The sequence below is a fragment of the Bacillus sp. FJAT-45350 genome (assembly GCF_002335805.1).
Lineage (GTDB): Bacteria > Bacillota > Bacilli > Bacillales > NISU01 > FJAT-45350.
In genome coordinates this window covers 1,387,844-1,400,218 of the sequence record NZ_NISU01000001.1, presented here as the reverse complement: position 1 = coordinate 1,400,218, position 12,375 = coordinate 1,387,844, and the positions used below count along the sequence as shown (strand labels likewise).

The 12,375-nt window shown below is 35.8% G+C and carries 15 protein-coding genes and 1 pseudogene; 6 read left to right on the top strand and 10 right to left on the bottom strand.

Annotation, left to right across the window (positions count from 1 at the left end):
• Nucleotides 1-240: 240 nt before the first annotated feature.
• The 6 genes and pseudogenes from sda to CD003_RS22580 form a co-directional block, all read right to left on the bottom strand.
• A complete protein-coding gene (gene sda, locus CD003_RS07095) occupies nucleotides 241-366 on the bottom strand; it encodes a sporulation histidine kinase inhibitor Sda (RefSeq protein ID WP_096200461.1) in 126 nt (41 codons plus the stop codon).
• 220 nt (nucleotides 367-586) lie between these two features.
• Nucleotides 587-1,255: a carbonate dehydratase gene (locus CD003_RS07090; RefSeq protein WP_096200460.1), complete on the bottom strand. Its 669-nt coding sequence runs from the start codon at nucleotides 1,253-1,255 to the stop codon at nucleotides 587-589.
• A gap of 164 nt (nucleotides 1,256-1,419) precedes the next feature.
• A complete protein-coding gene (locus CD003_RS07085) occupies nucleotides 1,420-2,280 on the bottom strand; it encodes a GNAT family N-acetyltransferase (RefSeq protein ID WP_096200459.1) in 861 nt (286 codons plus the stop codon).
• A gap of 161 nt (nucleotides 2,281-2,441) precedes the next feature.
• Complete coding sequence (locus CD003_RS07080) at nucleotides 2,442-2,909, bottom strand: ATP-binding protein (RefSeq protein WP_373558555.1); 468 nt, start codon at nucleotides 2,907-2,909, stop codon at nucleotides 2,442-2,444.
• 33 nt (nucleotides 2,910-2,942) lie between these two features.
• Nucleotides 2,943-3,077 (bottom strand): annotated as a pseudogene (locus tag CD003_RS22235) (histidine kinase dimerization/phospho-acceptor domain-containing protein); the annotation flags it as partial.
• A complete protein-coding gene (locus CD003_RS22580) occupies nucleotides 3,071-3,421 on the bottom strand; it encodes a LytS/YhcK type 5TM receptor domain-containing protein (RefSeq protein ID WP_373558554.1) in 351 nt (116 codons plus the stop codon). The pseudogene CD003_RS22235 and the gene CD003_RS22580, both read right to left, overlap by 7 nt.
• A gap of 313 nt (nucleotides 3,422-3,734) precedes the next feature.
• Here CD003_RS22580 and CD003_RS07070 point away from each other — a divergent pair, with 313 nt between their 5' ends.
• Nucleotides 3,735-4,247, top strand: coding sequence for a DUF3231 family protein (locus CD003_RS07070; RefSeq protein ID WP_096202278.1), 513 nt, complete (start codon nucleotides 3,735-3,737; stop codon nucleotides 4,245-4,247).
• A gap of 153 nt (nucleotides 4,248-4,400) precedes the next feature.
• Nucleotides 4,401-5,249 carry a manganese catalase family protein gene (locus CD003_RS07065; protein WP_096200456.1) on the top strand — a complete coding sequence of 283 codons (849 nt, stop codon included), beginning with the start codon at nucleotides 4,401-4,403 and terminating at the stop codon, nucleotides 5,247-5,249.
• A gap of 370 nt (nucleotides 5,250-5,619) precedes the next feature.
• Here CD003_RS07065 and CD003_RS07055 read toward each other — a convergent pair whose 3' ends face one another.
• Nucleotides 5,620-5,811 carry a hypothetical protein gene (locus CD003_RS07055; protein ID WP_096200455.1) on the bottom strand — a complete coding sequence of 64 codons (192 nt, stop codon included), beginning with the start codon at nucleotides 5,809-5,811 and terminating at the stop codon, nucleotides 5,620-5,622.
• A 149-nt stretch (nucleotides 5,812-5,960) separates the two neighbouring features.
• On the opposite strand from CD003_RS07055, the gene CD003_RS07050 reads away from it, so the two are divergent.
• Together CD003_RS07050 and CD003_RS07045 are read left to right on the top strand one after the other, a co-directional pair.
• On the top strand, nucleotides 5,961-6,563 hold the full coding sequence (locus tag CD003_RS07050; protein WP_096200454.1) for a hypothetical protein: 603 nt from the start codon (nucleotides 5,961-5,963) through the stop codon (nucleotides 6,561-6,563).
• Entirely contained in the window at nucleotides 6,563-8,260 is a 1,698-nt protein-coding gene (locus CD003_RS07045; RefSeq protein WP_096200453.1) for a GMC family oxidoreductase N-terminal domain-containing protein, read from the top strand. Before CD003_RS07050 ends, CD003_RS07045 begins: the two co-directional genes overlap by 1 nt.
• 210 nt (nucleotides 8,261-8,470) lie before the next feature.
• Here the strand turns inward: CD003_RS07045 and CD003_RS07040 are convergent, their stop codons facing one another.
• Nucleotides 8,471-8,992, bottom strand: a complete 522-nt coding sequence (locus tag CD003_RS07040) for a hypothetical protein (protein ID WP_096200452.1) — start codon at nucleotides 8,990-8,992, stop codon at nucleotides 8,471-8,473.
• 716 nt (nucleotides 8,993-9,708) lie between these two features.
• Between CD003_RS07040 and CD003_RS07030 the strand changes: the two genes are divergently transcribed.
• The gene (locus tag CD003_RS07030) at nucleotides 9,709-9,891 is read left to right on the top strand and encodes a hypothetical protein (RefSeq protein ID WP_096200450.1); all 183 of its coding nucleotides are present in this window, start codon (nucleotides 9,709-9,711) and stop codon (nucleotides 9,889-9,891) included.
• Nucleotides 9,892-10,052: 161 nt separating this feature from the next.
• On the opposite strand, the gene CD003_RS07025 is transcribed toward CD003_RS07030, so the two are convergent.
• Together CD003_RS07025 and CD003_RS07020 are read right to left on the bottom strand one after the other, a co-directional pair.
• Nucleotides 10,053-10,754, bottom strand: coding sequence for a DUF421 domain-containing protein (locus tag CD003_RS07025; RefSeq protein ID WP_096200449.1), 702 nt, complete (start codon nucleotides 10,752-10,754; stop codon nucleotides 10,053-10,055).
• Nucleotides 10,755-10,908: 154 nt separating this feature from the next.
• The gene (locus tag CD003_RS07020; protein ID WP_096200448.1) at nucleotides 10,909-11,769 is read right to left on the bottom strand and encodes an MBL fold metallo-hydrolase; all 861 of its coding nucleotides are present in this window, start codon (nucleotides 11,767-11,769) and stop codon (nucleotides 10,909-10,911) included.
• A gap of 196 nt (nucleotides 11,770-11,965) precedes the next feature.
• Here CD003_RS07020 and CD003_RS07015 point away from each other — a divergent pair, with 196 nt between their 5' ends.
• Nucleotides 11,966-12,286, top strand: coding sequence for a YbjQ family protein (locus CD003_RS07015; RefSeq protein ID WP_096200447.1), 321 nt, complete (start codon nucleotides 11,966-11,968; stop codon nucleotides 12,284-12,286).
• Nucleotides 12,287-12,375 lie beyond the last annotated feature (89 nt).

Here is a 12,375-nt window from a genome sequence, read left to right as displayed (position 1 = left end):
CCTGAAGCCTTAATCTTTTGAATACTATTTCTTATTGTCGTTTTCTAGTCGCTATAAGAATAGTGCATTAAGGAACAAAAAAGGCAAAGCGGTCTTTTGTTTAAAGCAATGTGCGGAGCCATTGCCCTTCTTTGAATAAGCTTCACCCTTATCCACAGCTTAAGTGTTTTTTAATTTCCTGCTAAGCCATAAAAAAATGCCCCAGCAAATAGCTGAGACATCACAACTTTCAAACTACGTTTATATATTTATATTTCTTCTTTCTAGTTCCTTTTTGAGCAATGAAATAAAATGTTTATCTATTTTGTCTATTTTAATTGCTCTTTGATAACACTCAATTAAAAATAAATTATTAAGCTCTGACATACTACAGTTTCCACTCCTTAAATGAACGACTAATCAGTTTGTCTTTTCCCTTAATCATTATGCAAACTTTTAACCTAAAAATAAAGTGCTTCGACTAAACTAGTGGTTATATGACAAAATACCTGTTAATGTACTTGTGCAACTATATTTTCCTGACCAACAATTTGTAATAAAAGAACATCTATGTCTTTATACTTTTTAGAAATTAATCATCTTTTTTTTAGTTACAGGACAAACCGCATGTACACTTTGTTTTACCAAATAACAAGGAATAGGATGGAGGGAATTCCTGATTCACTCTTTGAACCTGTTTTGCGAACTCTTCTTTATCTTTTGGTACTGTTGATAGAGAATCCGCTTGTTCTTGTGTATCAATACTTGCACCAGGTGGTACAAAACTTTTTGGTTTAAGTTGTACCCCATTCGTTATAACTGCACCAGACGATATAAAGCTTCCTTCACCGATCCAAGCATTAAATACTGTTGCTTGAAACCCAATAAATACATCGTTTTCAATTAAACACGGTCCATGAATTAGAGAACTATGTGCACAAGAAACATTACGGCCAATAAAAATCGAATATTCTTCATTGTTCACGACCACACATTCATTTTTTAATCCATGTAAGATTACACCATCTTGTAAATTACAATCACTTCCAATAAAAAATGGAGTTCCTTCATCTGCTCTTATACTAACAAAAGGTGCAATATAAACATTTTTCTGGATCATGACATCCCCAACAATATAAGTAAAAGGACTTAAAAATACGGATTGATCTATCATCGGGAATTTACTATATGGATTAAATGAAGTTGGAGGATTAAAACCTACAAAGTAGCTATACGTATTAAACGGACCGGTATGGTTAATTGGATGATTCCACAAAATGTCGACTTCCCTTCAGAACGATTTTAGTATGATCCACTTTATTCAAGTTATATCTTCCATATGTATTAAGAATCATAGAAATCACATTGTGACGTTCCAAAGAAATGACTTTATAAGATTACAGAAGAATTCAAATAAACCTCCTCAACTATCTGAGGAGGTTATACTTCTCTTCCATATAATATCCAAGGAGATGGTAGTTCAAATTTGTGTCCTACTGGGAGTGATTCCGCATCCTCCTTCGTTAAATCCATCCATATGTATGTATCCCCTTCTGTTTGTTGCTTTAACTTATCGTAATCATCAGATATCGTTTCCCACAACCCTTTTTGTGACGCGATATCGCTCCAAGGATAAACTACATGTAGATAATGATCGCCTTTTTGGTCGTACTTGGTTATAAGTACTCTCGTCTGGTCTTCATTTTCATAAAAGGACCATTTCTCTATAACATGTCTTTGAAATAATTCATCAGATGCCGGGAATGAATAATAGCATTCATAAGGGAAAACTGCATTCGGTTTAAGAAAGACTTCTCTAATCCAAAACAACTTTCGTTCGCTTGAAACGACCGGGCTCCATTGCTTTGCACCTGATACAAGTGCAGATGTATCCTTTGTAATCGCACCATGTAACATGACATAAGGCTTTAAACCAAGCTTATCAACGACACGACGTGCGGGATTGTTACTTTCTTGTGTATTTGCACCGACCCACTGAATGCCATTCAGCTTTAATGCTTCGTTCATAATGTAAGATATCAGTTCTGTGCCCAAATTATTACCTCTAAACCTTCGATCGCTTCGTAATCTACCTAACATCGCATAACGTCCTGCAAAGATTGAGTATCCTCCCATACTGACCATTTGATTATCAAGAAATAATCCAAACAAGCGGTGATGATCTTTTTCTGAAGTTAATCTATCAAATATACGTTCTACATAATCGTCTTCTAATCCAGTATCCATTGCTTCTAGGTATGGATAGTCATCACTGTTTAGCATCCTTATATTTTTAACCAATTCAGCTAACTCCTTTCATGTATTATTTAAATATAATTGCAATGGTAATACAACTGCACCAGCTACTATTCCAAACAATGCTATTAAGAAAGACACTTTAAGGACATCTGTTCCATCGTGGCCTGATAAATTATCATTATGAGTCCTCCAAACATGTTCGTTTAGTCTTGTGTAATTGCTACTTCGTTAAGTGAAGAATTTATTAAAGGAAAATATAACGTAAACTCTGTACCTTTATTTACTACACTTTTTACTTCGAGTGTACCATTCAAAATTGAGATGATTTGTATTGCAGCCATCATTCCAAGACCAGTACCTTCTCTACCTTTTGTTGTAAAATAAGGCTCACCTATCCTTGCAAGTTGTTCATCAGTCATTCCTTTTCCAGTATCTTTTACCTTAATCACAAGCTTACCTGACCCTTCCTTATTTGTACTTATGGAAAGATTTCCTCCTTCAGGCATTGCTTCGATACAATTTTTTGTGATGTTCAATAGGCACTGTTGTAATAGCTGTGATTCTCCTTTTATATAATACGAGTTAAGTGTCGTTTGAATTTCAACACAATTCATGTTAGCCATCGGCATAATAATATTAATCGCCCGGTTCAATTCATGCTTAATGTCCATTACAATAACCCGTTCTGGTGCGGGTTTTGCAAATGTAAGATAATTCCCGATAATGTCATTAGCTCGGTCTATCTCTTGTAGAGAAATATTAATATACTCTTCCCTTTTATCTGCTGGTATATCGTTTTGTTTTAATACTTGCAAAAATCCCTTAACAACAGTTAATGGATTTCGGACCTCAGTTTTGCTTTTGTAGTTCCAGTTCTAAATTTTACTTGAACAAAAATCAGTGCAATAACTGTGACGACACTAACTAAGATGCTCGTTAAAAACCCTACCCCAAAACCAAATAATATGAAACGATACAAAACTGATATAATAAGTAAAATTGCACCTGCTAAAGGCCTTAGATACAACCCTCCAACAATAATAGGAATTGAGCGCAAGTCCATTATTATATCGTCATTGAGGTGGATAGGATAGGACATGCAGACAATTATTGCACCTACACAGCACATTATTAATGACCAATACCGTTGCCTGGCTGATAAACTTCTAGAATTTGTATTAATTAAGTGTGGAATAAATATTAAGAAAATAAGAGGAACAACACATTTAATAATAAAATGTCAATGTAATTTGGCATCTCTTTTAGATTCCCTTCTATATAAAAAAAATAATTTTTTGAGTTAATAATAACTCAAAATTTTAAAAAATAATACATCTAAAGGAAGTATTTACAAAAAATATTTTTTGTTAAATAGCATATAGCATTTATTTTTGAGCCTTCGAATATTCCTACGCAGCAGTACAAATACTTTACTTGTTGTCTGATTCAATAAGGAGTTGCTTATGGAACTTACAAAAACGATAAGGGGTGCTGTTATGGGTATTTTAAGTGGGAATCCAACAAATGAACCGTTGCATTATGGTGAAGTATTTGGTACGTGGTCATACCTTTTAACTGCTAAAGGTATGGTGGCAGCATATCAAACTAAGCTTAATCATGCTGGTGATGATGATTTAAAAAAATTATTAGAAGAAGCAATTCAGGGTGGGCAACAAGAAATCAAACAAATTGAGACATTATTAAAGGAAAATGGAATCGGCTTACCACCAACTCCACCGGAACCTCCAAAGGCTTGTCTTGAAGATATCCCAACAGGAGCACGTTTTCAAGATCCGGCTATTGCATCTTGTTTATCAATGGATATTGCTGCTGGATTAGTTTCTTGTAGCCAGATTATTGGTCAATCGATTCGAGAGGACGTTGCTATGATGTTTGGACAATTCCATCTGCAAAAGGCTGCACTTGGAGCTAAAGTACTTCGTCTAAATAAAGAAAAAGGCTGGTTAATTCCTCCTCCATTAAATCATAATAAAGGCGAAGAATGCTAACAAGACATCTTAGGGAACAGTAAAAGTACTCGTGTCCATTGAAAAAGTGAATTTCACTCTTTCAATGGGCTTTTTTCTTGTTTGTTATAAAGTTCAACTATATAGTTATAGAACAACCTCCAAATGAAATATCTTCTATAGGAGGTGTTTTCTATGTTTTATCATGTAAAAGAATTACAATACCATGCAAAACCTAGTAGGCCTGATCCTTTGTTTGCTAGACAGCTTCAAGAAGTATTAGGTGGACAATTTGGTGAAATATCAGTTGCCCTACAATACTTATTTCAAGGTTGGAGTTTTCGCGGAGAAGAAAAGTATAAGGATTTACTAATGGATACAGGTACGGAAGAGCTAGCTCATATTGAAATGCTTGCAACGATGATTGCACGTTTATTAGAAGGTGCACCTGTGGGTGACCTTGAGGAAGCAGCAAAGGATCCTGTCATTGCAGCAATACTTGGGGGGATGAACCCCCAACATGCAATTGTTTCAGGCCTAGGGGCACTTCCAGCTGATAGTAATGGTAACCGTTGGACAGCTGATTATATTATTGCGAGTGGAAACCTACTTTCAGATTTCCGTGCAAATTTAAATGCAGAATCACAAGGTAGACTTCAAGCTGTTCGCCTTTATGAAATGACAAATGATCCTGGTGTAAAGGATATGCTTTCTTTCCTAATCGCACGAGATACAATGCATCAAAATATGTGGAAGGCTGCTATTTGTGAGTTAGAAGCAAAAGAAAATATTGTCGTACCCAGCACTTTTCCTCGCGAGTTAGAAAAACAAGAAGTTGCATATTCGTATTTTAGCTTCTCTGTTGGTGATGAGGCTAGTACTGGGCGTTGGGCAAGTGGTCCTAGTATGGACTCTCTTGGGCAATTCCAATATATTAAAGAACCTTATCCTTTTGCTCCTAAACCGAAACTTAAGCCAGCACCTCCTTACATGCATAATACAATGGTTGGAAGAGGTCCAAATATACCACCGAATTTCGCATAGGCACGATTAGAAAAGCACCTTGTCAATGGAAACAGGGTGCTTTTTAGGAGGTTATCTATAATTGGAGAAAAAGCATATGTGAACACCGAGGTACTTAGCATGGCATGAAACGTTGGAAATTCATGAGCTCGTAGCATTTCAATCAGTTGGGTTAATGAAGCTTAAAAAAGCGTAGAATTGCACAATAAGGAATTGCTCGTTTTTTATACGATTTCTACAAAAAGCATTCCAGCACAAACTATCCCGTCAAAAACATTGCATTAGATCAAATAAATGAACAACTAATGAAATCAAGGGGTACTCGTAAGCAAAGGAAATCTTTCATACACAATCTCAATCGGTAAAAAAGCATCCTACTTCTTGTATATTATTAATGACTTTTGAAATAATTTGATAGAACTAATAACACTACACCAACTATAATTGCTGGTGTAGAAAGTGACGTGTACAAGTCAGGTGCATTTGTTATAATTTCGACCCTCTCGTTAAATCCAATTCCCAACATAAAAAAAAGAAATCCAAGCCAAAATATTATTTTTCCTATAGTAGAATGCTTCGTCACTCGACACCCCCCTTTTCCTTTATTTTAGTATCTCATCCTTTTTGATAATATCAACTCCAACCAAACTCCTTACTTTTATTACTAATCATAAACTAGAATTGGAAAAAATAAGATAATGGTGACAGGAAATGTTTGGAACGAGGTGAAATATGTTAATTCCTCCAGTTGAACAAGACTATACACGAATAACTTTCCGTGCTCTTGCTGACGCTATAATCCCAACTACATTGCAAACTGATTATTCATCATCAGTACAATACAATCATGCTGAGTTAGTTGCGGAATATATCATTTATTCGTTAGAACACTACATTTCAATTCAACAACAACTGTATCGTTGCCGTGTACCACTTGCACTACCTACCGCGCAAATGCTTGATATAGGGGCAGCCCGTTTAATAAACACGAATCAATTAAACGTTGGTCTTTACGCTTCTCTTTCTCGTGAAGATCGAATTCATACCTTGGCTCTATTAGAGAACCTTGATGTAGATTTGTTCTTACTTCCAAATCCATACTATAACGATGGAGGTCTTGTAAAACATATAATAGATGCTCTCAATCGATTTGCAATGTTTGCTTACTATTCTGAGTGGTCAGCCTATGGTACTACTAGACTGTATCCTCCCCAAAATAGAAAACTAGAACATTTTCCTGTTAGTTGGAGTGAGGTTGGTTACCCTGGTCCCTCATACGGTTATCGAGATTTTCGTGGATTTCTATTAAAAATGAATAGAACAGGAGGTGTGTGATGAAGAATCCAGATGTACTTATTATTGGTGCAGGTGGCGGTGGTGCGGTTGCAGCAAAGGAACTTGGAGAATTAGGGCTAAAGGTGACAGTACTTGAAGCTGGTCCATGGTACGGAAACAAACAGTGGCCAGAACCTAATTCTCAACACGGGGCAAAGGTAAGCGCTAATCCCAGTGACTTAGACGCTTCACTATATAAAAAACAGTTAACACGACTAGAAAATGATATGAATGACCTTGTTTCTGGGAAGTTTCGTTGGGGTCCAGCTGATCGAAGACGTTCCCCTTGGCACCGAAACATACCAGATCAAGCCTTGCTCTGGCAAAATGCAGGTGTTGGCGGTACAACGCTTCATTATTATGGGAACTGTCCTAGAGCCTACCCACATTCTATTGAAGAATGGCCGATTAGCTATGAGGAATTAATCCCTTATTATCAAAAAGTTGAAGAAACGCTTCCTGTTGAATTTGCACCTACAACAGCTAAAGAAGAACTTTTTTATTATGGTGCAGAAAAAGCAGGCTTTTCACTATTACCTACTTTAGACGTGATGAGTGTTGGCTTCAGACCTCAACCAAATGCAATATTACCTCCTAATGAACATCTCATGGATCCTAGCTATTCATTAGAAGAATTAAGCCATATGGAGGGGTGTACGCTCAGTGGACATTGTGAACATGGTTGTCCTTATGGGCCAACCGTTGAAAGAATGGCAAAACGTTCTACAAACGTAAGCTATGTACCGCTTGCCATGAAAACTGGGAATGTTACATTTCGCCCAAACGCCTTTGCAACAAAAGTTTTAACTGAAATGACGCCTGAAGGTGATCAAATTGCAAAAGGAGTGCGGTTTCGAGATACGTGGACCGGAGAAATTGAAGAGTTATATGCAAAAGTGGTCATTATGGCTGCTGGATGTATTGAAACACCTCGTCTTTGGTTAAATTCTGACTTACCTTACAATCCCTGGGTCGGTAGAGGTTTGACGAATCATTATATGGATGCTGTAACTGGTATATTTGATGAACATGTACTGCAACAGATTCTAGGGAGCTCCTCTATCAATCCTTTTGTCGGTCACACATCTGGAGCACGACTCGACTATCCGGGACTCGGTATGATAGAAAACCTCGGTAATAGTCCTGGCTTATCTGCCGAGTTTTTATTTGGCTTTAGTCAAGCAGGTTATAGTGAACTCAGCCGCCAAATTGATCCTATCGCTGATAAGAGAGGAAGAGTTATTGGGAATGATTTATTAGAAGGTATGAAAGATTACCGAAACACACTCTCCTTATTAGTTATTACGGAAGATGAAGTACAGTATCAAAATAGAGTAGAATTAGATCCTGCTATTAAAGATGAGCATGGTTATATTCCTAGAGTCATCTATAGACCAAGTAAAGCTGACGAAGAAAAACGAGAACAGTTGACCCACATCGCTTCAGAGATGTTACAAAAAGCTGGAGCTAGAAAGATTATCCGAAGTGATTTACCACCAAATCTCTACATCCATTTAGAAAGTACGATGCGAATGGGCTATGTTGTGGATTCGTCATGTGAAGCATATCAAGTGAAGGGTCTTTATATTGCTGATAATAGTGTTCATTTTAATTCGATCGGTGGTGTCAATCCAACATTAACGACACAAGCACTGGCAACGAAAACCGCTGAGATGCTGGCAAAAAAGTACTTTTAATTGAGGAGTAGAGTTGTTAAAAAAGGTGAATTACAACCTTTACTTAAAGGGTACTAAAAAGTGAAAATCACTTTTTAGTACCCTTTTTGAACATCCAGTTAAATATATATGTAACTTACATTTTTCACACAGGTAACCAGTGTCTGCTAAACTAAAAAAGGTGTCACAAAGAAGGGATTTCTGTACTTCATTTAAGACACCTTGTACTTTTTAGCTATTACTAGTAGAGCAATTAATCGAAATACCACTGATTGCATCTATTAAAACCTTCGAGAAAACATCAGCCACTACATTATTGTAGTTGTTGTATACATCCGTCAGATCATCATTAAAAAATTGAATTACACTTTTCTTAAAAACCGGATAGAAAACGGTGGGAGCATTAGGGTATGGCGCAACTTGCTTAACAATAACGTCAACAAACCATTGATTACTTTTTAGCGCTTTTCTTATAATAGAAGGAATTTCATCATGGGCATACAGTGGTAGTCCTTCATAAGATAACCCGTTGCCATTTTCAACAACAACTAGAATTTGTATGTTACCTAGTTGATGAACCTGTGTTAGTATCGTAGCTAGAGCTCTCCCTTTTTCTTCATTAGCGGTAATGACTTTTATCACATAAGGCTGTTTTACTGTATCTATAGGTAAAACACTTACCTCATTATCTTTACCGATGGAATACTTTATTTCATTCCATAATGTAATCCACGGTGGAGAAAGTTTAGCCAAATTAAATCACTCCTTTTTTAGTGTGTAAGATATATATATTAAGGAGTAATTCTCATTGCTACACTATCTTCCTATTCTAGTTAATCGTCTATTTTAATTACAAGAAAAACCGCATGTACACCCGAATAAAAGGGAATATGATGGGGAGAATTCCTGATTCACTCTTTGAACCAGCTTTGCAAACTTTAGGTACTGTTGAAAATGAATCGATTTAACCTAAAAAGGGTTTGTCCAAAAGGTAGAACAACCTTTTGTGACAAACCCTAGAACTTTGAATAGCCTGGAATCAATGTCCTCACTTTCAATTTATTAAGTTGAAAATGTTATACAAAATCACATACAAAAGGACATGTACCCATATAATTAAAGTCATGATAAAAAGACGTACACCTATTTCTTCAATAATTCCTCCATATAGCACTCCTGCAATTAGACCTTTCCACCATGTCACTGGTTCCATTTCTGCCAATTGAGGAATTTGTGGGGTGAAAAATATTTTATCTAGTAACAAGGTTAATGCCATTGGTTTTATGATGATACACCTCTCAAAAATTATAACAATTTAAGACAAAGATAATTTATATTGATAGTATTTTGAATCACGTATGTATATTTATACATCGATAACAATAAACACATTAAGTGAAAATATACTGTTTTTATTTTTAATATTAATTTGATAAATGGGATATTCTACTTTCTAGGAGGTGAAAACAATGGCTAACAATAACAGAAACAACCGTAATCGTAACAACAACAACAACAACAACAACAATAACAATAACAATCAAGAATTAAACGTAGAAAATGCAAACGTTGAATTTGCTAGTGAGAATGAAGCAGTAAACTTAAACAACAATAATCGCAACAACAATAACAATAATAACAACAACAATTAATACTTAACACCGCTTAATAGCTCCTGTTTTATCACAGGGGCTATTTTTGTTATTTAGCGTAGGTGGGGTTATACGTTAAAAGAGTGTTTCCAAAGTTTATTGGAGACACTCTTTTAACGTAATTCTTTAAAACTTAACTTAAATTAAATTGATATGTACGATTAATCAAATCGACTTGTAAGAATATCTTCTCGCTTATCAATATAGATGTTGCCTAGTTGATCTATTTGGGCAAAGAAGACGTCATCCACCTTAGAAATATTAAAATTTTGAAGTGTTTGATTTACCCAGTCCATATCTTTATCGAGCATTTTTAGGCTTTCTTGTAGTACTTTTCCATCAATGATAAAAGCCTGTGCTATTCCTCGGCTCATTTGGACATTAAAAACGTCTTTTTGCATGGCCCTTAAATATGGAGGTTTGGCAAGTACTGATACAGTACCGTCTGTTTCCATAATTGCGGTTTCAACTTGGTCAATATAAAAAAATCCCTTTTTTCTCAAATTGGTGGTAAGTCCATCCATGGTCATTCTTACTTTCTTAAGTCCTTTCTCAAGGACTTGTCCATCTTTTATAAGGTAGGTTGTTTCATCCTCTAAAATTTTTCTTCCCCTAAAACTTTTTAATGCCCCAATGCTACTAAGAAAGGTATAGAAACAAAATAGAATTAATCCAGTCATCCCTATTAATATAGGGATATCATTCATAAGCATGGAACTTGCTACAATGGACCCAATTGTAATACCAGCTACAAAATCAAAGAATGTCATTTGTGCAATGAGCTTTTTATTTAGTAAACGACACAGTATATACAGGATAACAAAGCTAACTGTTGTTCTGATAAAGATTTCTAATACCGTCATTTATTTTCTCACCCCATTAGTAATTGAGATTAGTTTTACAAACTTTTACCAGGCTCATGCAAATAATTTAAAAAGGAAGTAAGACAAATTTTCAGTAACTATGCATGATAGACGACTGAAAACTTTACAGTCGCCTTAACTGGTTCTAATTAATTTAATGTTTTAACTTCTGGTCAACATACTTACCGTAGTCAGGAATGGCAATTTCATCAAAATTATTTACTAATTTATCTAAGTTCGTTGTTAACTCTTGCCCTGCCATCGGTAAACCATGTCCTGTAACAGCAATTGAAGGGTTTAATTCAGCTAACCTTCTAACTGACTCACGTGCAGCAACCCAATCAGGGGTTAAATATCTTGGAGGACCACTAATCTCCTGTTCTTGAGTTAATACTTTGTAGAGATATTCTTGTTTTACAGTAACAAAAGCATCACCGACAATTAATGCACGATCCCGGTCTCTAAAAAATGATACATGACCAGGAGTATGTCCTGGTGTATGAATCCAACGGAATCCTGTCATATGAGGTACAGTACCATCAGCAGGAAGTGGCCTAATATGGTAACCAAGGTTAATAGGGTCATTTGGAAACATTGGAGACATTTTAGCTACCATTCCACCTTCTACTGAAGGGTCAGGTTCAGGATATTTCATTTTTCCAGTTAAAAATGGCATCTCAAGCTCATGTGCGTACACCGGAACATCCCAATGCTTAACTAACTCCAGGATTGCCCCAACATGATCGAAATGCCCATGAGTTAAAATAATAGCCTTGGGACGACTTTTAGTGCCGAACCTCTCTTCAGTAACTGAAATAATTTCGTTAGCTGAGCCGGGCATCCCTGCATCTACCAATACAAAGTCTTTCTCGTCAGGATTTCCAACTAAACTAATGTTTACGATTTGAATTGTATGACAAGTAATATCTGGGACTAACTCCAAGCTCATTCCACTTGCTACTGAAGTAGCAGGAATAACTTTATAATCTTTTCCATAATTCATTTCGTTTTCCAATAGCTGTACCTTCTTTCTTGAAATGTCAAGGGTATTATTTGAATATTTCACATAATTTATGTAGCTCAAATTCTTTTAAAAAATTGTTCTTAGTTGTTGGTAGCTTTATTTTTTGTGAAATTGTGAAGATAATTCAAAGTTCTGAATTACATAAGAATTGGTATGTTATGATAGTGAAAGATTGGGGGAATTTTACATGTTAATTGTAAATACTGAAACGGTACCAGGGCAAAGAATTGTGAAGGCTCTAGGAGTCGTCAAAGGAAACACTGTACAGGCAAAGCATCTTGGTAAGGACATCATCGGTGGATTACGAAATCTTGTTGGTGGTAGGATGACAGAATATGAAGAAATGTTTATCGAATCAAGAGAATTTGCGGAAAGTGAAATGATAAAAGAAGCGGAAAAGCTTGGAGCTAACGCAATAGTTAATGTCCGCTATACAACTTCTTCGATTATGGATGGTTCATCAGAAGTATTAGTATACGGGACAGCTGTATTGATTGAAGATGAATAGAGTTAATGAGAAAACCACTTAGAGCTTAGTAAGTCTAAGTGGTTATTAATTTTTCTTTGTCAAATTCGATTTCTTTAGGGTATTTTGAA